The organism is Solibacillus sp. R5-41 (assembly GCF_002736105.1).
Classification (GTDB): domain Bacteria; phylum Bacillota; class Bacilli; order Bacillales_A; family Planococcaceae; genus Solibacillus.
In genome coordinates this window covers 4,247,314-4,270,139 of the sequence record NZ_CP024123.1, presented here as the reverse complement: position 1 = coordinate 4,270,139, position 22,826 = coordinate 4,247,314, and the positions used below count along the sequence as shown (strand labels likewise).

At 36.6% G+C, this 22,826-nt stretch carries 21 protein-coding genes and 1 riboswitch; of the genes, 20 read left to right on the top strand and 1 reads right to left on the bottom strand.

From position 1 onward, the window contains the following. Positions 1–49 precede the first annotated feature (49 nt). The 19 genes from ychF to CSE16_RS21050 all read left to right on the top strand — a co-directional run bounded on the left by ychF (position 50) and on the right by CSE16_RS21050 (position 19,352). Positions 50–1,150 carry a redox-regulated ATPase YchF gene (gene ychF / locus CSE16_RS21140; protein WP_099425688.1) on the top strand — a complete coding sequence of 367 codons (1,101 nt, stop codon included), beginning with the start codon at positions 50–52 and terminating at the stop codon, positions 1,148–1,150. A gap of 107 nt (positions 1,151–1,257) precedes the next feature. Beyond that, on the top strand, positions 1,258–2,271 hold the full coding sequence (locus tag CSE16_RS21135) for an acyl-CoA dehydrogenase family protein (RefSeq protein WP_099425687.1): 1,014 nt from the start codon (positions 1,258–1,260) through the stop codon (positions 2,269–2,271). Between the two features lie 168 nt (positions 2,272–2,439). Beyond that, complete coding sequence (gene rpsF / locus CSE16_RS21130) at positions 2,440–2,730, top strand: 30S ribosomal protein S6 (protein WP_099425686.1); 291 nt, start codon at positions 2,440–2,442, stop codon at positions 2,728–2,730. 36 nt (positions 2,731–2,766) lie between these two features. Next, positions 2,767–3,333 (top strand): single-stranded DNA-binding protein, encoded by a 567-nt coding sequence (ssb, locus tag CSE16_RS21125; RefSeq protein ID WP_099425685.1) that lies wholly within the window; start codon positions 2,767–2,769, stop codon positions 3,331–3,333. A 41-nt stretch (positions 3,334–3,374) separates the two neighbouring features. After that, positions 3,375–3,614: a 30S ribosomal protein S18 gene (gene rpsR / locus CSE16_RS21120; protein WP_172954456.1), complete on the top strand. Its 240-nt coding sequence runs from the start codon at positions 3,375–3,377 to the stop codon at positions 3,612–3,614. A 251-nt stretch (positions 3,615–3,865) separates the two neighbouring features. Beyond that, positions 3,866–4,807 (top strand): YybS family protein, encoded by a 942-nt coding sequence (locus CSE16_RS21115; protein WP_099425684.1) that lies wholly within the window; start codon positions 3,866–3,868, stop codon positions 4,805–4,807. Positions 4,808–4,820: 13 nt separating this feature from the next. After that, the gene (locus CSE16_RS21110) at positions 4,821–6,794 is read left to right on the top strand and encodes a DHH family phosphoesterase (RefSeq protein ID WP_099425683.1); all 1,974 of its coding nucleotides are present in this window, start codon (positions 4,821–4,823) and stop codon (positions 6,792–6,794) included. Next, positions 6,791–7,237 carry a 50S ribosomal protein L9 gene (gene rplI / locus CSE16_RS21105; protein ID WP_099425682.1) on the top strand — a complete coding sequence of 149 codons (447 nt, stop codon included), beginning with the start codon at positions 6,791–6,793 and terminating at the stop codon, positions 7,235–7,237. The genes CSE16_RS21110 and rplI overlap by 4 nt, the downstream gene beginning before the upstream one ends. Positions 7,238–7,249: 12 nt before the next feature. Then, positions 7,250–8,602 (top strand): replicative DNA helicase, encoded by a 1,353-nt coding sequence (gene dnaB / locus CSE16_RS21100; RefSeq protein ID WP_099425681.1) that lies wholly within the window; start codon positions 7,250–7,252, stop codon positions 8,600–8,602. 377 nt (positions 8,603–8,979) lie between these two features. Beyond that, positions 8,980–10,449, top strand: a complete 1,470-nt coding sequence (locus tag CSE16_RS21095) for a M23 family metallopeptidase (RefSeq protein WP_099425680.1) — start codon at positions 8,980–8,982, stop codon at positions 10,447–10,449. Positions 10,450–10,723: 274 nt separating this feature from the next. Continuing rightward, entirely contained in the window at positions 10,724–11,434 is a 711-nt protein-coding gene (gene yycF / locus CSE16_RS21090) for a response regulator YycF (protein WP_099425679.1), read from the top strand. A 5-nt stretch (positions 11,435–11,439) separates the two neighbouring features. Continuing rightward, positions 11,440–13,278: a cell wall metabolism sensor histidine kinase WalK gene (gene walK / locus CSE16_RS21085; protein WP_099425678.1), complete on the top strand. Its 1,839-nt coding sequence runs from the start codon at positions 11,440–11,442 to the stop codon at positions 13,276–13,278. Next, on the top strand, positions 13,275–14,609 hold the full coding sequence (locus CSE16_RS21080) for a YycH family regulatory protein (protein WP_099425677.1): 1,335 nt from the start codon (positions 13,275–13,277) through the stop codon (positions 14,607–14,609). The genes walK and CSE16_RS21080 overlap by 4 nt, the downstream gene beginning before the upstream one ends. Then, positions 14,596–15,426, top strand: a complete 831-nt coding sequence (locus tag CSE16_RS21075; protein ID WP_099425676.1) for a two-component system regulatory protein YycI — start codon at positions 14,596–14,598, stop codon at positions 15,424–15,426. Before CSE16_RS21080 ends, CSE16_RS21075 begins: the two co-directional genes overlap by 14 nt. 12 nt (positions 15,427–15,438) lie before the next feature. Next, complete coding sequence (locus CSE16_RS21070) at positions 15,439–16,227, top strand: MBL fold metallo-hydrolase (protein ID WP_099425675.1); 789 nt, start codon at positions 15,439–15,441, stop codon at positions 16,225–16,227. 382 nt (positions 16,228–16,609) lie between these two features. Next, the gene (locus tag CSE16_RS21065; RefSeq protein ID WP_099425674.1) at positions 16,610–17,902 is read left to right on the top strand and encodes a S1C family serine protease; all 1,293 of its coding nucleotides are present in this window, start codon (positions 16,610–16,612) and stop codon (positions 17,900–17,902) included. Between the two features lie 162 nt (positions 17,903–18,064). Then, a complete protein-coding gene (locus CSE16_RS21060) occupies positions 18,065–18,229 on the top strand; it encodes a CxxH/CxxC protein (protein WP_099425673.1) in 165 nt (54 codons plus the stop codon). Positions 18,230–18,319: 90 nt separating this feature from the next. Then, the gene (rlmH, locus tag CSE16_RS21055) at positions 18,320–18,799 is read left to right on the top strand and encodes a 23S rRNA (pseudouridine(1915)-N(3))-methyltransferase RlmH (protein WP_099425672.1); all 480 of its coding nucleotides are present in this window, start codon (positions 18,320–18,322) and stop codon (positions 18,797–18,799) included. A gap of 61 nt (positions 18,800–18,860) precedes the next feature. Beyond that, positions 18,861–19,352 carry a hypothetical protein gene (locus tag CSE16_RS21050; RefSeq protein WP_099425671.1) on the top strand — a complete coding sequence of 164 codons (492 nt, stop codon included), beginning with the start codon at positions 18,861–18,863 and terminating at the stop codon, positions 19,350–19,352. Positions 19,353–19,881: 529 nt separating this feature from the next. On the opposite strand, the gene CSE16_RS21045 is transcribed toward CSE16_RS21050, so the two are convergent. After that, complete coding sequence (locus CSE16_RS21045) at positions 19,882–21,078, bottom strand: MFS transporter (RefSeq protein ID WP_099425670.1); 1,197 nt, start codon at positions 21,076–21,078, stop codon at positions 19,882–19,884. A gap of 61 nt (positions 21,079–21,139) precedes the next feature. Next, positions 21,140–21,239, bottom strand: a riboswitch (purine riboswitch). A 510-nt stretch (positions 21,240–21,749) separates the two neighbouring features. On the opposite strand from CSE16_RS21045, the gene CSE16_RS21040 reads away from it, so the two are divergent. Continuing rightward, entirely contained in the window at positions 21,750–22,493 is a 744-nt protein-coding gene (locus tag CSE16_RS21040) for a DUF4230 domain-containing protein (RefSeq protein WP_099425669.1), read from the top strand. Positions 22,494–22,826 lie beyond the last annotated feature (333 nt).

Here is a 22,826-nt window from a genome sequence, read left to right as displayed (position 1 = left end):
ATGGAAATATAGAAAATTACGGACTAAACATAGAAAGGTTGTGTCATTTATGGCATTAACAGCTGGTATAGTTGGTTTACCAAACGTAGGGAAATCAACATTATTCAATGCAATTACAAAAGCGGGGGCACTTGCTGCCAACTACCCATTCGCAACAATCGATCCAAACGTTGGAGTAGTAGAAGTTCCAGATTATCGTTTACAAAAGTTAACGGAACTAGTTGTACCGAAAAAAACAGTTCCAACTTCTTTTGAATTTACAGATATCGCGGGTATCGTAAAAGGAGCTTCACAAGGAGAAGGTTTAGGGAATAAGTTTTTATCACATATTCGTGATGTAGATGCGATTTGCCAAGTTGTTCGTTGCTTTGAAGATGAAAACATTACGCATGTATCAGGAACGGTTAATCCAATCGATGATATCGAAGTAATCAACTTAGAGTTAATATTGGCTGATTTAGAATCAGTAGACAAGCGATTACAAAAAGTTGCAAAAATGGCGAAACAGAAAGATAAAGAAGCACTTATTGAAGAGCCGATTTTAACAAAAATTAAAGAAGCTTTAGAAAATGACCAACCTGCACGTGCAGTGGAACTTTCTGAAGATGAATTTAAAGTAATTAAAGGCCTACATTTATTAACGATTAAGCCAATGCTTTACGTAGCCAATGTATCAGAAGAAGAAGTAGCTGATGCGGATAACAATAAGTATGTTCAAATGGTACGTGATTTTGCAGCAAAAGAAGGCGCTCACGTCATTACGATTTGTGCAAAAGTAGAAGAAGAAATTTCTGAGTTAGAAGACGAAGAAAAAGCGATGTTTTTAGAAGAGTTAGGTATTAAAGAATCAGGATTAGACCAATTAATCCGTGCTTCTTATGACTTACTTGGCTTAGCAACTTACTTTACTGCAGGTGTACAAGAAGTGCGTGCATGGACGTTCCGTAAAGGTATGAAAGCGCCACAATGTGCGGGTGTTATCCATTCGGACTTTGAGCGCGGCTTCATCCGAGCAGAAACAGTTGCTTATGATGATTTAGTTGAGGCTGGTTCACAAGCAGTAGCAAAAGAATCAGGTAAAGTCCGTTCAGAAGGTAAAGAATACGTTGTCCAAGATGGCGATGTTCTATTATTCCGTTTCAACGTTTAAAGAGAAGGAAGAGTTGTCCAAAACGAAATTTTGGGACCAACTCTTTTTTTTGTACGGTAGAAAGGATAAAATTTTTAGTAAGTTCACAAAAAGAAAGGAAGATAGGGATGCTTAATGTGGCAATAAAAATAGATGAATTAGAAAATAATAAAACATTATCAAATGAAATTTTAACAGCCCTTTATGAGCAAAAGCTATTAAAGGTTTTTGTACCGGATATATTAGGTGGACTTGGGAAAAACTTAATAGATGGATTAAAAATTTTCCGACAGATGGGCCAATTAGATGGCAATATTGGCTGGGCGGTGACAATTGGCTCTGGCGGTAATATGTTTCTCCCATTATTTCAACATGATGTAGGCAAAATATATTTTGAACCTGAAAATGCAGTAATTTCAGGAAGCGGTAAACCGAATGGCACGGCACATAAAGTTGAAGGTGGCTATATCGTTTCAGGTAGTTGGCGTTATTGCAGCGGTGCAGATTATGGCACTACTTTTACAATGAATACGATAAATGAAGAAAACGGAGAAATCGTCACATGTAGTGTTAAACGTGGAGATGTAACGATTATACAAGATTGGCAAGCTATTGGATTAAAAGCAACCGCAAGCCATACGATTCAACTTGAAAATGTATTTGTTAAAGATACGGAAATATTTCAATTTGACCAAATTCAAAATAACTATAATCTACCTGTACATACCTTCCCATTTTTAACGTTTTCAGAAAGTTCGTTCTTTTCTTTGGTTATCGGGATGGCGCATAATGTTTTAACGAAACAGCAAAAAGCACTTAATGAGAAATTTAATGAAGAGCATAGCCGTTATCAAATCGTTTCAGAAAAAATACAACAAGCGCAAACGATTGTCGATCAAATTGAAGTAGCGTTTGATGCAGAAATAGAAACACTTTGGCAACAGCATACACAGCTACAAATAGATGAACAATTGGTAAGTGAGTTTTCGCAGTTTTGCCAAACAGCATCTAGTGAGTTACTGAGTGAGCTTCAATTACTAATGCGTTATTTTGGTATGGAGGCTGTATTAGAAACGAGCGAACTTAGCTATTCATGGCGTAACTTTTGCACAGCCAGTCAGCATGCTTTTTTAACACCATAATAAAATTTAAAAGTGATTAAAAATAAAAACAATAGTAGAAGAAAAAAAATATCACTTGAATGTCATTTTTTATTATGCTACAATTCATTGATGTGAGTAATAGAATTTACTTACTCCTTGCTCCCTATTTTTAGGAGAGCCCAAGTCCATAAGGAGGTGCAAACACAAATGAGAAAGTACGAATTAATGTACATTATCCGTCCAAACATTGAAGAAGAAGCGAAGAAAGCTTTAGTAGAGCGTTTCAACGAAATCTTAACTTCAAATGGTGCTGAAATCGTTGAAGCAAAAGATTGGGGCAAACGCCGCTTAGCTTACGAAATCAACGACTTACGCGAAGGTTTCTACCAAATCGTAAAAGTAAACGCTGATTCGGTTGCAATCAACGAATACATTCGTTTAGCTAACATTAGCGAAGACATTATCCGTCACATCGCTGTTCGTGAAGACGCAAAATAATTTTTAACTTAACTGCTGAAAAAGGAGGTTGAACTGATGATTAACCGTGTAGTATTAGTCGGAAGGCTAACAAAAGATCCTGAGCTTCGATATACACCAAGTGGCATCCCAATGGCACGTTTTACAATTGCTGTAAACCGTACGTTTTCAAGTCAATCTGGTGAAAAAGAAGCAGACTTTATTGGTTGCATTGCTTGGAGAAAACAAGCGGAGAACTTAGCAAACTTCATGAAAAAAGGGAGTTTGATTGGTGTTGAAGGGCGTATCCAAACAGGTAGCTTTGAAGGACAAGATGGGAAACGTGTTTACACAACGGATGTTGTAGCAGATTCTGTGCAGTTCTTAGAACCACGCGGAGGAGCAAATGCATCTCAAGGTATGCCAAATCAGCAGTATGGCGGACAAAATTATGGAGGCGGCCAGCCGTCTTATAATAGTCAACCAAATGCTCAATATGGCGGCGCGCAACCACAGCAGGATTCTTATGGTTCGTATCAACAACAGCCACCTCAAAATCAGCAAAATTATACACGTGTAGATGAGGATCCATTTGCTAATAGCAAAGGACCGATTGAAGTATCTGAGGACGATTTACCGTTCTAAGAATTCAAACATCTATAAATAAAACTTAAAGGAGGAATACGATAATGGCACCACGTCGCGGAGGCCGCAAACGCCGTAAAGTTTGCTACTTCACTTCTAACAACATTACGCACATCGATTACAAAGATGTAGATCTTTTAAAGAAATTCATCTCTGAGCGCGGTAAAATTTTACCACGTCGCGTAACTGGAACTTCAGCTAAATACCAACGTAAACTTACATCTGCAATTAAAGTTTCACGTATTATGGCTTTACTTCCATTCGTTGCAGAAGAAAAATAAGAATTGCTTTGGCGATATAAGCGCTAAAACATTCAAAACCGGTCAACTTTCTTGAAAAAGAGAGTTGACCGGTTTTTTGTTGGTCAAATAAAAATCCATTGCATGGAAAAATGAACGGATTATTTGAAAGAAATAAAGCTGTATAAGCAATTTATTTCGCATTCCGGTAACGCATATTTGTTTGCACATCCAAAAATGGTACAATGGAATGGTGAGAAGAGTTTTTTGAATTAGATAAAGGAAGGTTCTCCATGCAAAATAATCAGTCAAAGAAGCTAGCACAAGGAGCTATGATGATTGCGCTATTTGCCGTTTTAATGGCAATTGTTTTTTATGTGCCGTTAGCGAATGTTGTTGCAATGCTTATTGCCCCATTACCAATCATTTGGTATAGCGCGACATATGATAGAAAATCATCATTATTAGTTACGTTCATTGCAGTTATTATTACATTTTTTGTTGGTGGGTTAATCATTTTACCATCATCATTAATCTTTGCTGCTGCCGGAATGGCAATAGGTGATGCCATTTATAATAAAAAAAGCAAAGTCTTTATGTTTATCTCCACAAGTATTGTAGTATTAATTACATTTGCCAATCTATATTTGATTTCCTTACGTTTATTTGAATTTGATTTTATTAATGATTCACTTGCCCTATTACGTAAGAGTTACGAGGAATCAATTGAATTTGCCGAGAGTATGACTGGACAGACACCGATTTCAAAAGAAGGCTTAGCAGATATGTTTAGCATGCTGGAAATGACAATTCCAGCTTCGATTACGTTAGCGGTGTTTACATTTGCACTCATTTTTATTTCAGTCAATTTACCAATTGTTAAACGCTTTAAAGTAGATGTACCGAAATTCTCAAGCTTTAGTCATTTACGATTACCACGAGCTGTTTTATGGTATTACTTAATTACACTAACAGTTAATTTATTTATTCAACCAGAGCTTGGAACACCATTATATGTAGTCATGATCAATGTATCACTCATTTTATGGGTATTACTTACGTTACAAGGGATTTCAGTTATTCATTTTACAATCGATACATTTGGTTTACCGAAAATGTTAAAGGTACTTAGCACGATTGTAGCTATACCGCTGTATTCATTTGTCATCTTACTTGGGATTATTGATTTAGGATTTAATATTCGAGAGTATATTCAGGCAAAGAAACAAAAATGAGGAGCTGATTTAAATGGGGATTATTCGTAAAAGACCAATTCGATACCCACTTTTAGCACTATCCGCACTCGGTATAGTTACAGCTATCCTTATAATAAGTTGGAATTTATGGATTGGTATTGCGTATATTTTAATTTTTATTTTATTTATTGTATATGCTTGGAAAGTGGAAGCTATTACGCATATGGAAACAGAAAAACATATTGAATCCCTTTCCTTCCGAATGAAAAAGGTTGGCGAAGAAGCCTTTTTAGAAATGCCGATTGGGATATTATTAATTAACGATCAATATGCCATTGAATGGGCGAATCCATTCATGTTGAAAGTGCTAGATACGGAGTCGTTAATTGGTCATGATTTATTTGCGTTATCAGAAGGTTTGTATACGTTAATCAATCAAGAGCAAAAGAGTGAAATGACCATTACGATCCTCGACCGGAAATATCGTGTGTTTTATAAGAAGGAAGAAAAGTTGCTTTACTTCTTTGATGTGACGGAGCAAGTAGAAATGGAAACGCAATATTTTGCTGATCAAACGATATTAGCTATTTTATTCATTGATAATTATGATGAAATTACATCAGGTATGGATGACCAATCACGAAGTTTAACGAATACGATGGTTACTTCTATTATTAATGAATGGTCTGCGCATTATGGAATTTATGCAAAACGTATTGCATCGGATCGTTTCATCGCAGTTTTAAATGAATCCATCTTAAGCGAATTAGAGCAAAAGCGTTTTTCGATTTTGGATGTTATGCGTGAAAAAACAATGCAAAAAAACCTGAGCTTAACATTGAGTATTGGCATTGGTGCTGGCTCGGCTTCTTTAGTGGAACTCGGACAGCTTGCACAATCCAGTCTTGACTTAGTTTTAGGGCGTGGTGGTGACCAAGTAGCGATTAAGCAACCAAATGGGAAATTACGCTTCTACGGGGGGAAAACGAATCCAGTAGAAAAGCGCACAAGGGTACGTGCGCGTGTCATTTCACATGCTTTACGTGATTTAATTCAAGATAGTGATAGGGTCTTTGTTATGGGACATAAACATCCAGATATGGATTCCATCGGTGCCTGTGTAGGCGTCCGAAAAATGGCGGCGATGAATGGAATTGATGGGTATGTTGTCGTGAATTTTGATGAAGTGCGTGGTAGTGTCGGGCGCTTGATGGATGAAATCGAGGGAAAAACGGACTTTTATGACTGTTTTATTACACCGGAAGAGGCACTATCTAAAATTACGTCCAAATCGCTTGTCGTTGTTGTTGATACGCATAAACCAAGTATGACAGTGGATCAGCGATTACTTAGTAAAACGGACAAAGTCGTTGTCATTGATCATCATCGTCGAGGCGAGGAATTCATTGAAAACCCGACGCTTGTCTATATGGAGCCATATGCATCTTCTACTGCAGAGCTCGTAACAGAATTATTAGAATACCAACCGCAATTAGAAAAATTAGTGATGCTAGAAGCAACGGCATTATTATCGGGGATTATTGTCGATACGAAAAGCTTCACTTTACGAACGGGTGCACGCACATTTGAAGCAGCTTCTTATTTACGGACACTTGGAGCAGATACAATCTTAATTCAACGCCTTTTAAAGGAAGATGTGGATACGTATGTAGCACGATCGAAAATCATTCAAACCGTTCAATTCCCTCACAAAGGGGTTGCGATTGCGAATGGTGAGGATAATAAAACATATGATTCGGTATTAATCGCGCAGACCGCAGATATTTTACTGACAATGAAGGATGTTTCGGCATCGTTTGTTATTGCACATCGTAGTGATGGCCTCATTGGGATAAGTGCTCGTTCGCTTGGGGAAGTCAATGTACAGCTAATTATGGAGAAGCTGGGCGGTGGCGGACATTTAACGAATGCGGCAACACAAATGGAAGCAAACTCAATTGGTGAAGTGAAAAATTATTTAATTAAAGCAATTAATGAAGTAGTCGAAGGGAGTAATGAACAATGAAAGTCGTATTTTTAAAAGATGTAAAAGGTAGAGGTAAAAAAGGTGAAATTAAAGACGTAGCAGAAGGGTATGCGCGCAACTTTTTAATTAAAAATGGTCATGCAAAAGAGGCAAATAATCAAGCTATGAGTGAATTACAAGGCCAAAAACGTTTAGAAGAGAAAAATGCAGCAGCTGAATTACAAGCAGCAAAGGATTTAAAAGAACAGTTAGAAGCAATTACAGTAGAGATTAAAGCTAAATCTGGAGAGGGCGGCCGTTTATTCGGTTCTGTATCAACAAAACAAGTAGCAGATGCACTACAAAAGAAACATGGCTTTAAAATCGATAAACGTAAAATGGAGTGCAATGATGGTATTCGTTCATTAGGTTTTGCAAATATCCCAGTAAAATTACACCTAGATGTAAAGGCTACTCTAAAAGTACATGTAATTGAAGAATAAGGAGCGACAACTATGAACGAATCCATGATGGACCGCGTTCCGCCGCACAATCATGAAGCCGAGCAATCGGTTATTGGTGCGATATTCCTTGAACCACAGGCACTTATCACAGCATCCGAAATAGTTATGGCAGATGATTTTTATCATATCGCACATCAAAAGATTTTCCAGACGATGCTAACGTTAAGCGACAAGGGAAAAGCGATAGATGTTGTTACTGTAACAGAAGAGCTTTCAGCGAAAAAGGAACTTGAAGATGTAGGTGGACTTAGCTATTTAACCGAGCTTGCAAGTGCAGTTCCAACAGCTGCGAACATTGCACATTATGCAAAAATTGTTGAAGAGAAGGCGTTATTACGTCGCTTGATTCGTGTTGCAACTAAAATTGCAGAAGATGGTTATACGCGAGAAGATGAAGTAGAAATCCTTTTAGCTGAAGCTGAGAAGAAAATGCTAGAAGTATCAAATCGCAAAAATGCTGGAGACTTTAAGCATGTTAAAGATGTATTAGTTCAAACATTTGATAATATTGAGCAGCTCCAATCACGTGAAGGAGATGTAACGGGTATTCCGACCGGTTTCCGTGATTTAGACCGTATGACAGCTGGTTTCCAACGTAATGATTTAATTATTGTTGCAGCTCGTCCGTCGGTTGGTAAAACTGCCTTTGCTTTAAATGTAGCGCAAAGTGTTGCTGTAAAGGCACGTGAAAATGTAGCGATATTCTCACTTGAGATGGGAGCAGATCAGCTTGTTATGCGTATGCTTTGTGCAGAAGGGAATATTGATGCACAACGCTTACGTACTGGAGCTCTAGAACCTGAAGATTGGCGTAAGCTAACAATGGCGATGGGAAGTCTTTCAAACTCGGGCATTTTTATTGATGATAGCCCAGGTGTACGAATGACAGATATTCGAGCAAAATGTAGACGCCTAGCGAAAGAAAATGGACTCGGCATGATTTTAATCGATTATTTACAGCTCATTTTAGGTAGCGGGAAACCTGGTGAAAACCGTCAACAGGAAGTATCGGAAATTTCACGTTCCTTAAAAGGATTAGCGCGTGAGTTGAAGGTTCCAGTTATTGCACTATCACAGCTATCCCGTGGTGTAGAGCAACGTCAAGATAAACGACCGATGATGAGTGACCTTCGTGAATCGGGTTCAATTGAGCAAGATGCCGATATTGTTGCCTTTTTATATCGTGATGATTACTATGACAAAGAAACTGAGAGTAAAGATATTATCGAAATTATTATAGCTAAGCAGCGTAATGGCCCGACCGGTACGGTAAGTCTTGCATTCCGCAAAGAATATAATAAATTCTTAAATCTAGAATTTACACCACCACCAAGGGAAGAATAGCTATTTAATTAAATAAAAAGCGGCAAACCATCACTTTGACTCTGATTAAAGTGATGGTTTTTTGTGAGGGAAAGTCCAGCATAGATGCCAAAATAACTACATTTATTAGGGAGTAATCAATGATTGTTTGTATTATAATATTAGGTAAATTAACAAAAATATAGCAAAAAAGATAATATAATCCTTATTATTTGAATATAAAGATAGAAAAAGGTCTATTACTATAAGGGTATATGTGAAAAATATTCAAAAAATAATACAGTTTCATTACAAAAAGGCTATAGCAGTTCATTTGAAATAAGAAATATGTTACATTAACGAAGTGTGATTTTAACAATATACATTTAAACAAATGATATTTTGGAAGGGGCTTTACCATGATTTCGAAAAGAGATAAATTTGACTTTAAAAAATCAAGTCTAAATCTATTGAAGCGTCGTAGTGTAAAATTTAAAACAGCCACGATTTTTGCACTATTTCTATCAACAGCGACACTTAATATAGGTTTTGCTAATGATACAGATAAAGAAAAATTTGAAAAGATTTTCCACGTTTATGTGGCGGATTCATATATGGGGGCAGTTGCCGATGAAGCAGCTGTACAGCAAATAATTGAACAAAAAGAAAAGGAAGCAAGCGTTCAATTTAAGGGATTAAACATCGATGCGAGTTCAAGCGTTTCATTAATACCTGAACAAGTATTTAAAGTAGAGGCCGATGAGCAAGCGACATTAGCAAAACTACAAGATAGTATTACAGTTCAAGCTCAAGCTTATTCCGTACAAGTAGATGGCAAGGATGTAGCTTACTTAAAGGATGAAAATGACTTTAAAGCGGCAATTAACGGATTGAAGCTTCAATATGTTACACCAACAGAACTAAATGAATTGGAAGCTAGACCAACTACGGCTTCTTTACCCCCATTGAAGGATGATGAAACGCGAATTGTTGATTTAACATTATCGTCGGAAGTAAAAGGTAAACAAGTTGAAGTAGCACCGGCAGAAATTTTAACGGTTGATGAAGCAATTCAAGTATTACAAACAGGTTCAGTTGAAAAAGAATTATATGCGATTCAATCAGGTGATGTACTAGGTTCAATTGCCAGTATGCATAACTTAACAACAGACCAATTATTACAATTAAACCCATCAATTACAGAGGATTCCGTTTTGCAAATCGGACATCAACTAAATGTTACGGTGGAAAAACCATATGTATCAGTGAAAGCAGTTTATGAGAAAAAGCAAGTAGAAACAGTTGATTTCACGAAAGTTGTGAAAGAAGACGATACAATGTTAAAAGGTAAAAGCGTAGTAAAACAAGAGGGTGCTACAGGTAAAAAAGAAGTATCGTATGTAATTTCTGAAGAAAATGGTGTTCGTACAGAGCGTGTGCAAACGAATGAAAATACATTAGTTGATCCAGAAGACCGCGTTGTTGTCATTGGTACAAAAGTAGTGCCATCTGTTGGGACGGGCACATTTGCTTGGCCTGCAAACGGGGGACGTATTTCAAGCCAAATGGGTACTCGATGGGGACGTTATCATTACGGGATTGATATTGCACGTCCATCAGATTACACAATCAAAGCATCGGATAACGGGATTGTCAAAACAGCTGGTCGACATGCAACATACGGAAACTATGTAGTAATTAACCATAATAATGGATACGAAACATTATATGCTCATTTATCAAAAATTGGCGTATCGGTTGGACAAGTTGTTGAAAAAGGTTCTTCACTTGGTGTGATGGGATCAACAGGTCGTTCAACAGGGACACATTTACATTTTGAAGTTCACAAAAATGGTTCGGAAGTAGATCCATTAGCGTATTTAAATTAACCTTTTGAGGGACAGCCCATTATGGGGCTGTTCTTTTTTAGTGGATCAGAAAAAGAAAGTTGATATAGGAAATCACTATTGCCTCGCACAATGATTGTACGATGTTGTAAGTTATATTTCGATAATAGTTCATCTTTTATTTCCCGGAAAATACCTATTGAAAACATCTCAATAATGCACCGAAGTGAAAAGCATGTTAGAGTAAAGTAAGTGATATAAAAATAAACCGTTGATTATATAGAATTATAAATTAGTAGGGAATGGGGCAAGCTGTATGAATAAAACGATTTTAGTTGTAGATGATGAAAAACCAATTGCAGATATTTTGCAATTTAACTTAATTAAAGAAGGCTATCGTGTCATTTGCGCATATGATGGGGACGAGGCATTACAAAAAGTAGAAGAAGAACAACCTGATTTAATGCTACTTGATATTATGCTTCCTAAACGTGATGGGATGGAAGTATGCCGTGAAATACGCAAAAAATATGATTTTCCGATTATTATGTTAACAGCAAAAGGTTCAGAGATTGATAAAGTACTCGGCTTAGAAATGGGCGCGGACGATTATGTCACAAAACCATTTAGTACACGTGAATTAATTGCACGTGTAAAGGCTAATATGCGTCGTTTAAATGTTCCTGTACAAGTTGAGGAAGCCCAAGTAGAAACGAATGATATTGTTGTTGGTTCTTTAACTATTCAGCCAGATGCTTATTTAGTATTAAAGCGGGAAGATGCCATCGAGCTAACACATCGGGAGTTTGAGTTGTTACATTATTTAGCAAAACATATCGGTCAGGTCATGACGCGTGAGCATTTACTGCAAACGGTATGGGGCTATGATTATTTTGGCGATGTTCGTACGGTAGACGTAACGATTCGTCGTTTGCGTGAAAAGATTGAAGATAACCCAAGTCATCCATTATGGATTGTAACAAGACGAGGAGTTGGCTATTACTTACGAAATCCTGAACAGGAGTAGACTATATGCAAAAAGTGAGTTTTTTAAAGTCTATACATGTTAAGCTTGTGCTGATCTATGTATTGTTAATTGTCATTGCTCTACAAATTATTGGGATTTATTTCTCCAAAGAGCTTGAGGATAGTTTAAAAAATAATTTCCAAGATTCTATTTTGCGAAGAATGGAACTCGTTCAATATAGTATACGCGAAGAGATGCTAAAAGAACGTATTGAAACAGCATCTACACCTACGTCTGAATCGGGCATAGGTGCAATTTTGCGTGAATTTTCAACCGATGATATTAATGAAATTCGCGTAATTGATAGTCGAAATCGTATTTTAGCAACTTCCGAGGATAATCAGTCCATGGTCGGACAGCGTGCAAATGATGATATTGTCCGAAAAGCGATGTCAGCTGAAACATTACAAGAAAATATTTCCCTTGATAAACAAACAATGCAGCGCGTCTGGGTTTTAGCAGCGCCTATTACCGATACAGTTGGACCAAATGGTGAAGTATTAGGTGTCATTTACATTGAATCCGATATTGAAAAAGTGTTTGATCAAATGAATGAAATTAATCGTATTTTTGCTGCTGGTATTGCAGTGTCGCTTGTGATTACGATTATATTAGGTATTTTAGTAGCGCGTACAATTACACGGCCAATTTCCGATATGCGTAAACAAGCTCAGGCGATGTCAAAAGGAAACTTCTCTCGGAAAGTACGTGTTTATGGTACAGATGAGATTGGTCAATTAGCTATTGCCTTTAACCATTTAACAAACCGTTTACAAGAGTCACAATCTACAACCGAAGCAGAACGTCGGAAACTTGCAAGTGTGCTTAGTAATATGACGGATGGTGTTATTGCGACCGATCGCAAAGGAAAGATTATTTTAATAAATGAACCAGCCCTTAGCTTATTGCATGATACGCGTGAGTCCACGTTGAATCGTCCCATTGCATCCGTTTTAGGTTTAGATCAGGAATATAGTTTTGAAGATTTAATTCATATGAAGGAATCGGTGAGTTTAGATTTCAGTACAAGTGATGCACCGTATATCTTGCGTGCTAATTTTTCAGTCATTCAAAAAGAAACGGGCTTTGTAAATGGTCTCATTACCGTTCTTCATGATATTACAGAACAGGAAAAGATTGACATGGAACGCAGAGAATTCGTGGCAAACGTTTCTCATGAGTTACGAACACCATTAACGACAATGCGCAGTTATTTAGAGGCACTTGCAGATGGTGCTTGGCGAGATGAAATGATAGCACCAACCTTTTTAAATGTGACACAAACAGAAACTGAACGAATGATTCGTTTAGTGAATGACTTGTTACAATTATCGAAAATGGATAGCCAAGAATATGAATTAAGTTTCGAATTTGTTGAGTTTAATAAATTTTTTACACATATTATTGATCGATTTGAAATGTCTAAATCAAAAAATGTAGAATTTCTCCGTCTCTTACCAGAAACAAGCTATTTTGTGGATATTGATAGGGATAAATTAACACAAGTAATGGACAATATCATTTCGAATTCATTGAAGTATTCTCCTGATGGTGGAAATATTCGATTTGGTTTTACTGTTCATGAAAATATGTTGCGCGTCATGATCTCCGATGATGGGATGGGCATTCCAAAAGAAAATGTCGGGCGAATATTTGACCGATTTTACCGAGTCGATCGTGCCCGTGCCCGTTCGATGGGCGGCACTGGCTTAGGTCTTGCTATTGCAAGGGAAATGATTGAAGCACATGGCGGGAAGATTTGGGCGGAAAGTGAGGAAGAGGTAGGGACAACTATTTTCTTCACATTACCTTTTGAACTTGACGGAGCGGGGGATTGGGAATGAAATATATCGAACAAATTAAATCCTACCTATTAACTTTTCTTGTCTTACTCAGTATTGTTTTGACATTAATGATTTGGAATTATAAGCCGGAGTATGCGTTCATTGAAGAAGCGCAAGTGGATGAGACTATGATTGGTAATACTAAGCAATTACAGGATGTATTGAAACCATACCGCATACTGTTTCGACAGGACGATCAATTTTATGGCACTGTTTCAAATGATGTCATTCAGGATGTTTATAATAAATTATCAACTTGGGATGCACATGAAATTGATTTGATTAATAGCAATTTATCTGATGCGAAAATGAATGAAATGTTGCGTTGGAATAATCGTTTAACACTATTCTTTAATGATGAAGTGCCATTGCAAGTATTTAGTGGTATTTTATCTTTTAATGAAAAGGAACTACCTGATGCGAGTTTTACCCGGTTAATATTGGATTGGACCGATGTTTCATCTAACAATCAATTACAGCTGTTATTTTTAAATACCGAAAAACGAATTTTATTTCGCTCAACTATAGAATTACCTAATTCGATCCAATTTATGGAGGAGATTGTTGACCCAATAAAAGAGTACCAAGCTTATTTTGAGGTGGAACGTGATTCATCGCTATCATTGTATGTCGTACAGGAAGCGATGGAATCTATCCAATATACGTACTTTATGGACAAAACCTCACCGGATATATTTAAAAATATACTCTTTGGGGACCCAGGCATTGTTCAGCGCAATATCGAAAGTACACAGGCAGAAAAATATACAGATGGAACATCTTTAATGACCGTTGATACACAAAATCATATTTTGAATTATGTATACCCACCGGCCGAAAGTATTGCACCAATTCCATCTGCTCGGCTGTTGTTTGATAGCTTTGATTTTATTAATGATCATGGAGGATTTACAGCCGATTTCCGTTTTTCTTCAATGAATGTAGGCAAGCATGTGATTGAATATCAGTTATTTGTACAAGACTACCCGATTTATAGTTCTACGACGACATCTAGAATTATTACAACATGGGGCGAGAATCGAATTTTCCGCTATCGTAGACCTTATTATTCAATTGATCCAAGCAATGATATTAAAACCTTTCGAACAATGAAGCAGCTCGCATCTGGAGAAGAAGTTATTGAATACCTTAAAAACAAGGAAGTCCAACCGTTTGATGAAATAGATGAAATTATTATTGGGTATCATTTAATGCAGGATACAAAGCAAGGCCTATTTTTACTTGAACCAAGCTGGTTTATTATTTCAAATAATGTGTGGACACGTATTTCACCCGAGCAATTAGGGGGGGCAAACGATGGATTGGAATAGGTCAAAAACTATTTTTATTGGCGTGTTTTTAATACTCAATATCTTTCTGTATTTCCAATACCTAGATAGTTATAATGGAGAGCAGCAGCTGGAAGTATTGGGGAAAACGACGGAAATTGAGTCGCGTTTAAAAGAGGATAATATTACGTATAGTAACCTCCCGACTAATATAGAAGTCACATCGTATTATTCAGGGGCAATCAAAAACTTCAAACCATCTGAAGTTCCTTATTTTGCAAATCAACGTACAGAAATTATCGATGATAATAAACTCGTTGTGACAATGGAGAAACCCGTTAAGCTAAAGGAAACAACTACGAAGGATAGCTATACAGAATTTTTGCATAGCTATGTCCATGAGGGTACTTCATATATTTTATGGAAAGTGGATGAGGAAAAGCGACAAGCGACGTTTTTCCAAAAGATTAATAATCGCACACTTTACTATAATGTACGAGGTTATGTCCAAATTTATTGGGATGAAGAGGGGCGTGTTTTCGCATATGAGCAAACGATCCTTGAAAACCATGAAAAATTAGAAAATAAAAAATCAATTTTACCACCAATCCAAGTGCTTCAAATATTATGGGGGAAAAATTTATTAAAACCAGATTCTCAAGTGACTAGTATGAATCTTGGCTATTCAACGCTTGTTCAAATTACACAAACACAAGTATTCGCCCCGACATGGGAAGTGCGCGTGTTAACATCCGATAAAACGGAAGAAATTCATTTCGTAAATGCGGTGGACGGGAAAATCGTGGATATTCAAAATGATTTAACAGAGATTGATGCAGTTGAGGAAGCAGAAGAGTAAGGAGTTTTAAGAATGCGATTTAGTGTTTTAGCAAGTGGTAGTTCAGGTAATGCCATCTATGTGGAAAATGATGAACACTCTTTTTTAGTAGACGTAGGTTTAAGTGGGAAGAAAATGGAGCAATTGTTCTCTAAAGTTGATCGCGATATGAAAAATTTAACTGGCATTTTAGTAACGCATGAGCATAGTGATCATATTAAAGGACTAGGTGTCGTCGCTCGAAAACATAAGATTCCCATTTTCGCCAATGCACTAACATGGAATGCAATGGATGGACTAATAGGAAATATTCCAACTGAATTGCGCTTTCATTTTGATATGGAAACGGTGAAAACTTTTGGTGGTCTTGATATTCAATCATTTGCGGTTTCACATGATGCGGCCGATCCTATGTTTTATACATTTAATCAAGATGGGCGGAAACTCGTTGTCATTACGGATACAGGCTATGTCAGCGACCGCATGAAAGGCCATATTGCGGCTGCGGATTCCTATGTATTTGAAAGCAATCATGATGTCAGTATGCTACAAATGGGGAAATACCCGTGGAGCATTAAGCGCCGTATTTTATCTGATGTGGGACATGTTTCGAATGAAGATGCAGCTGTGGCAATGAGTGAAGTTGTAGCGGAAAAGCCAACACAAATTTATTTAGCCCATTTAAGCAAAGATAACAATATGAAAGATTTAGCACGTATGAGTGTTACCCAAACATTGCAGTCATGTGGCGTGATTACAGGGGAATATGTAAATCTGCACGATACGGATGCGGAAGAACCAACAATGCTTATACCAGTTTAACTTGCTTCAGCATTAATCCTCCACGTCTATAAGTGGAGGATTAATGCCAAATATGCCCTTATTTCAGTGTGGGTTCAAACGACGGCTGAATCAAGTTAAAGCCCCCGGCGGATGTCATAGATTTTTAGAGGAGTTTTTCGAGCAAGCTCGAGAAAAATCTGGACGCAACTATACCTCGGCATAATTAATAATCAAGAAAAGAACTTTGCGAAAATTTGTGCAAAGTTCTTTTTTTTTGGGCAAGCTATTACTTTCCCAAAAAAAATACTGTGGAAAAAGAAAATTTTAGTTCTTTTTTAAGTAGGATTTAAGTAATTTTCATCTAATTTTAATGTTTTATGTGTATTCTAACAGTAGGCAAAACAATGGAAGGATGATTGAGATGAGTAATTTTCCAGAGGACGAACAAAAATTAGAAATAAACGATAGAGCAGTGGAATTAGAAGAGCGTTTAAAACGGGAAGAAATCGAAAGACAGCAACGTATACAAAGGAAAAATAATAAAAGTGGCAGTAAAGTCGGCTACTTTGTTTCAGGATTGAGCGGTATTGTCGTGGGAGCCTTGTTATTATGGCTACTACTCCCTTCACTTGCAAGTCAATTACCTGGTACGAATCAAGCTTTAACAAATTCATCTGAAAAAAATCAAACGACAATTGAACAAACAGCAACAGAAGTAAAGTCAGATGTCGTAACAGCGGTTGAAAAGGCTTCGAGTGCTGTTGTAGGTATTACGAATATTCAAGAGGTTATGCCAGACTTTTGGAATAGAAGCGCGACTACAACACAAGAAGTTGGTAGTGGATCAGGTGTTATTTATAAAGTGGCAGGTGACAGAGCGTATATCGTCACGAATCATCACGTCGTACAAGGTGCGAAACAGTTAGAAGTGACATTAGAGGACGGTTCAAAAGTAGAGGCACAAAATGTTGGCAGCGACATGTGGACGGACTTAGCAATCATTTCAATTCCAAGCGAGGGCATTAAAACAGTGGCGTCATTTGGTGATTCTGATTTACTAAAACAAGGTGAAACAGTTATCGCCATCGGAAATCCACTTGGTTTAGATTTCTATGGCTCCGTGACAACAGGTGTTGTATCGGGTAAAGATCGTTCTGTGCCAGTTGATTTAAATGAAGACGGTGTAGAAGATTGGTCAACGGATGTTTTACAAACAGACGCAGCAATCAATTCAGGAAACTCAGGCGGTGCATTAATTAATATTGCCGGTCAATTAGTTGGAATTAACTCCATGAAAATCGCCGCATCTTCGGTAGAAGGTTTAGGCTTTGCAATTCCAATTAATTCAGCGATTCCAGTAATTGAGGAGCTTGAAAAAACAGGTGAAGTAAAACGCCCAACAATCGGCATTTCATTAGTCGATTTAACGGAAGTGCCGGCTTATTATCAGCAACAAACTTTACAATTGCCAGCTGAAGTAACAAATGGTGTTGTCATTACTCAAGTTGCTCCAGGCTCAGCAGCAGAAAAAGCGGGCTTAAAACAATATGATGTCATTATAGATATGGATGGCGAGAAAATTGATGGATCCATTGCACTTCGAAAACATTTGTATAATCAAAAAGAAATTGGCGATACATTAAATGTTAAAGTATATCGTCAAGGCAAAATAGTAGAGGCAAAATTATTATTAACAGATAGTGCACAATTATAAGTTGTGGATAACTAAAAAGGATAATATTTGTGAGTAGCGGGTACAAAGGGAAATAGCTTTCCTTTGCTACTCGTTTTTTCTTTGTTACAATAGATTGTGGATAACATTATGTGAAATGTGTATAAGTTTGTGGAAATTTCAGAATAGAAAGAAGGCATAAAATTGAAAAAATATAGTTGCGAAACCCATATAGATCACGCTTTAGATATGCACGTGGCAGAAACTGGCGAGTTCCCAATGATGGATTTATTGAAGGAAGGGGAAAAGTTATCAACAGTTTGTTCTTATTGCGAAGAGCAGGCAACATATATTGTATCAAGTAAATAACTTTACACAATATATGGGGAACCCCTGTGAATATGTGGATAACTTTTGTGGATAACTTGTTTGTAAATGGAATGTAAAGGTGGATAAGTTGTGAATATTACGATTGTCTCGGTTGGAAAACTGAAAGAAAAGTATTTAAAAATGGGCATTGATGAATATGTTAAACGCTTAGGTAGCTATGCAAAGGTGGAACTTGTCGAAGTGGCGGATGAAAAAGCACCTGAGCAATTAAGTGATGCCGAAATGGAACTCGTGAAAAAGAAAGAAAGCGAGCGCATCTTAGCTAAAATAAGTGACGGCACTTACGTAATTGCCCTGGCACTAGACGGTAAAATGAAAACAAGCGAGCAAATGGCAGCAGACCTCGACGCCCTAATGACTTACGGAAAAAGTAAAGTCGCCTTTGTAATTGGTGGATCCCTAGGCTTACATGATGATGTACTAAAGCGCGCGGATGAAAAGCTATGCTTTGGAAAAATGACATTGCCACACCAGCTAATGAAGCTTGTTTTGGTTGAGCAAATCTATCGAAGTTTTAGGATAATTAAGGGAGAACCGTATCATAAGTAAGTGAGTTTTTTTAAGGCAGCATCAATTTTTATATTGGTGCTGCTTTTTTGGAGGGAAATAAATGAGTATGATTTTATGTTTAGGTACAAATATTGAGATGCCGATTAATGATGAAGATAACATTGAGAAATCTTTATTTGTATTAGACAGTTGTAGAGAAGAAGGTTTAACAATTCAAAGAAATGTTTTTTCAACACCATTTGCGTATGAAATTGACTTCAATTATGGTTACGAAAGCATTTGGGCAATGACAAAATATAATGAACAATATTCGCCGCATAATTTTATAAAAGCTAAAGCTACATTTAATGCTTTTTGTGAGGAACTGAAAAAGATTATTCCAAAGGAAGACTTTTGTGAATTTTATTATTGCTGGATTGGTGAAGAAATAGATTCTATAGAAGGTAGGTTAGAACTTAATTTAAACAAAGTAGTTGAACAGTCGGTTTATATAGATGAGAAATTTTATATCAAATTCATCAATGAAGAGCCTAATTTTATTTCAACAAAAAACCGCACTTACAATAGTTACGGAGAACCGTATCATAAGTAAGTGCGGTTTTAAAAAAGATCATTTAGGACGTTGAATTTGAAACGTCTTAGGTGGTTTTAATTTAATGAGTAAGGAAATATAAATTTTCGCAGTAGGCAACATTGAAAATGCTATTATTTACGTTTATAGCAAAGTGCTTTTGATCATGATTTTAATTGATAGCCCAATAAAAATTTCATGGAAACAAAAAAGGCAACATCTCACAAGGAGATGTTGCGGTAGAATTCTTTGTTCCTGAAGAACTCTAATGGGTTTGGCACCCAACAATGGTAATTTCCTCAATCTGAAATTACCATTGTTCAGTGTCAATAATTGTTGAACATTACTTGATTATTATAGCATAGAAACCTGTAATATAATAATTAAGTATGTATTCTGTGTATACATTCGATTTATAGTTGTATAAAAATCGCACTTAAGCCTATTACGGAGAACCATATCATAAGTAAGTGCGGTTTTTCACGCCCCATAAGGATTCTAAAATAAAAATAGCATCATTCGATAATAATCTGAATGATGCTATTTAAAATCATATATTTGATTGTTGAACATCCGAAGCTGTCGTTTTATATTCTCCTCTTACATTCGTTTTTCTTGTTAAAGAAAAGACTGCACATGCTAAGGCAATGAGAACAAGGCAACCCCCATACCAAGCTGCATGTGAGATAGTATTTGTTTGATTTAAAACAATACCCCCAAATCCAGATCCCATGGAAATACCGATTTGTAATGCTGAATTGTTAAAGCTTTGCTGAATATCCGATGTAGCAGAATCTGTTTGAATTAGATAGCTTTGTTGTGGTGGAGATAGACTCCAGCTTAATGCTCCCCAAATCATCATTACCGGTATAAATACAATGAGTGAGAAGGTAGTGAATGGCAGTAAGAACAGCACAATAGCAAATGAGATTATGACAATAAGGATACTTTTAGGTGCGCCAATCCTATCTGAAAGTGTTCCCCCAAATGCTCCCCCGCTTACCGCTCCAATACCAAATAAAAGATAACAAAGGCTAATCCAATAAGAATTCAGATGAAGTTCCGTTTCCAAAAATGGAGTGAAATACGCATAGATCGTATAATGTCCTGCCAGCATAAACATGGTAGCAAGATGTGCACTCCCGATTTTTAAGCTGGCAACGGCCTTTAATTGTTGTGAAAGTGGAATTGTCACTTCACCAGGAATTCGCTCCAAAAAGATGGAAATCAGGATAAAGGAGCCTACTGATAGAATTGCAATTCCAAGAAAAATTACCCGCCAACCAAAAATATCGGAAATGAGAATACCTAGTGGCACACCCATGACAAGCGATGAACTAATTCCCATGTAAATTAGTCCTAGAGACTTTGCTCGATGGTCTGGTGAAACAACTTTTGCTGCTATTGTTAAGGATAGCACTACGATAAGTGCTGTACTCATAGCACTTAAAACCCGGGCAATCATCATAAAGGTAAAATTTGGACTAAAATAAGTTATGATATTACTGATGAAAAAAATAAACAAGGAAATAAGGTATAACTTTTTTCGTTCAATTTTGCTCGTTAAAACTAATAACACTGGACCGGAAATCGCAAAAATAAGTGCGAAGACTGTAATCAGCTGTCCAGCAGAGCTTAATGAGATATTCATATCTGTTGCGATAATTGGAAGTATACCGCCAACGATCAATTCTACCAAACCAACGGCAACTGTTGATAATGCTAGTATAAAAACTTTGAAATTCATATTCTGCTATACATCCTCTCTGATGAAAAAATTAGAAAATAAAAAAATCCTGATTACAAAAAATGAATAGTTCATTTTCTGTAATCAGGATTTTAAGGTTCCTGGTAGAGACCCTCAAGCCGTATTCTTGAGGTTATACAGTAATATTCGTGTGTAATAAGCGAGCACGTTGAATAGTTTACTAGCTTTCATTTGAATTATCAAGTGTTTAACTTTAGTTTTGATAATACCAATTGGCAAAATATTAACCCCATTTAGATATATTTGGTCAAATGCCTGTTCAATCATTTGCTAATCTCACTATTAATCAGGGTGAGGGTAGTTGTAGAATGAATATATCTAGAGAGAGGTTTTCCACTGCTTATTGGTCCGACTTCTTTGTATTTTCCAGGTGGTTGATTATCCATACTGTGCTTTTTTAATCCTTCATAATATGTCATCTTTTTTTAATATGGTGATATTATTTGGGATAATTCAGGTGGGTATTGTGTTTGTATCTAAAGTACAATACTTTATAAAGATTTAGATGCTCACAAGTATCAAAAAATATAAAAATATCAAACCTCTTGAAAATGGCAATCCACGTTTATTTATACTAATCGCAGAGACAAGAAAATAGAATTAAGCTCTTAAAAGGATATTGTAAGAAGGAAAAATGTAGGAGGAATACTATGAGTAAAAAAGATGAAGAATTAACACAATTCAGGAGTGTTTTGAAGGAACTAAAGAAAGGCGAAGAAGAAAGTGCTGCTACTGCTGTTGTAGGACGGAGTAGAGGAACCGCCAATATCTCTGGAGCATTATTTAAGCTCATTTTTAAATTATGGGGAGTAAAGATATTTTTATTTACATTGCTTCTCATAGCCATCATATCTGGAGTTGTTTGGTTTCTCTCCGGTAGTACCCTTAAAAAGGAAAGTACAACATTTGTAGAACAGGTCCAAGATTTAGCAACGCTTGCAACAGCTGAAGCCCATATAAAAGTAATCATTGAGGAAGAGGATAATAAATTGTTCGGAAATGATATTTCGGTTAATTTGCCGGGTACAAAGAGAGAGATATTATTAATTGTTCCTGCTACAGTTATTGCAGGAGTTGATCTTAAAGGGATAACTTCAGATGATATAAAAATCAATGATAAGGAAAAGGAGCTAGGAATCGTCCTACCACGAGCAACGCTTATACAGGACCCAACAATTCAGATGGATAGTGTCAAAACTTTCTCAGACGAAGGGCTATTCCGTGGGGAAGTGCAATGGAAAGAAGGATTTGATCTAGCGGCAGAAGCACAGGAGAAGGTTAAAGATGAGGCCATTGAAATAGGCTTATTAGAATCAGCGGAAAAAAGTGCGGAGAAAGTTCTTAAAGGTTTTTTTAGCAACCTTGGTTATACTGTGAAAATAACATTTAGATAGATTGAAAAACTATAAGCTTCAAATAATGAAATATCTAAAAAGTACATAAAATGGAATATTATGAGGACTTTGTAGAGCTTGTAGCAAACGAAGCAGACGCATCATTGGATTTGTAATTAAGTACGATGTAAAAAATGCATCTATACTAGTTACGGAGAACCGTATCATAAGTAAGTGCGATTTATGAAACCACCAGAGTGCTGTTGAGACAGTATTTTGGTGGTTTTTATTTATCCAAATTTAATAAATGGTGATAATCAATGAAAGCAAAGTATACTTCATCATCAATACATGAGATAAATTTGAGCAATAAATAAAGTGCTAAGCATTTTG

Excerpts from the sequence above, each read along its gene's own strand:
- ychF (WP_099425688.1), top strand. The coding sequence starts at position 50 with ATGGCATTAACAGCTGGTATAGTTGGTTTACCAAACGTAGGGAAATCA.
- CSE16_RS21135 (WP_099425687.1), top strand. The coding sequence starts at position 1,258 with ATGCTTAATGTGGCAATAAAAATAGATGAATTAGAAAATAATAAAACA.
- rpsF (WP_099425686.1), top strand. The coding sequence starts at position 2,440 with ATGAGAAAGTACGAATTAATGTACATTATCCGTCCAAACATTGAAGAA.
- ssb (WP_099425685.1), top strand. The coding sequence starts at position 2,767 with ATGATTAACCGTGTAGTATTAGTCGGAAGGCTAACAAAAGATCCTGAG.
- CSE16_RS21115 (WP_099425684.1), top strand. The coding sequence starts at position 3,866 with ATGCAAAATAATCAGTCAAAGAAGCTAGCACAAGGAGCTATGATGATT.
- CSE16_RS21110 (WP_099425683.1), top strand. The coding sequence starts at position 4,821 with ATGGGGATTATTCGTAAAAGACCAATTCGATACCCACTTTTAGCACTA.
- rplI (WP_099425682.1), top strand. The coding sequence starts at position 6,791 with ATGAAAGTCGTATTTTTAAAAGATGTAAAAGGTAGAGGTAAAAAAGGT.
- dnaB (WP_099425681.1), top strand. The coding sequence starts at position 7,250 with ATGAACGAATCCATGATGGACCGCGTTCCGCCGCACAATCATGAAGCC.
- CSE16_RS21095 (WP_099425680.1), top strand. The coding sequence starts at position 8,980 with ATGATTTCGAAAAGAGATAAATTTGACTTTAAAAAATCAAGTCTAAAT.
- yycF (WP_099425679.1), top strand. The coding sequence starts at position 10,724 with ATGAATAAAACGATTTTAGTTGTAGATGATGAAAAACCAATTGCAGAT.
- walK (WP_099425678.1), top strand. The coding sequence starts at position 11,440 with ATGCAAAAAGTGAGTTTTTTAAAGTCTATACATGTTAAGCTTGTGCTG.
- CSE16_RS21080 (WP_099425677.1), top strand. The coding sequence starts at position 13,275 with ATGAAATATATCGAACAAATTAAATCCTACCTATTAACTTTTCTTGTC.
- CSE16_RS21075 (WP_099425676.1), top strand. The coding sequence starts at position 14,596 with ATGGATTGGAATAGGTCAAAAACTATTTTTATTGGCGTGTTTTTAATA.
- CSE16_RS21070 (WP_099425675.1), top strand. The coding sequence starts at position 15,439 with ATGCGATTTAGTGTTTTAGCAAGTGGTAGTTCAGGTAATGCCATCTAT.
- CSE16_RS21065 (WP_099425674.1), top strand. The coding sequence starts at position 16,610 with ATGAGTAATTTTCCAGAGGACGAACAAAAATTAGAAATAAACGATAGA.
- CSE16_RS21050 (WP_099425671.1), top strand. The coding sequence starts at position 18,861 with ATGAGTATGATTTTATGTTTAGGTACAAATATTGAGATGCCGATTAAT.
- CSE16_RS21045 (WP_099425670.1), bottom strand. The coding sequence starts at position 21,078 with ATGAATTTCAAAGTTTTTATACTAGCATTATCAACAGTTGCCGTTGGT.
- CSE16_RS21040 (WP_099425669.1), top strand. The coding sequence starts at position 21,750 with ATGAGTAAAAAAGATGAAGAATTAACACAATTCAGGAGTGTTTTGAAG.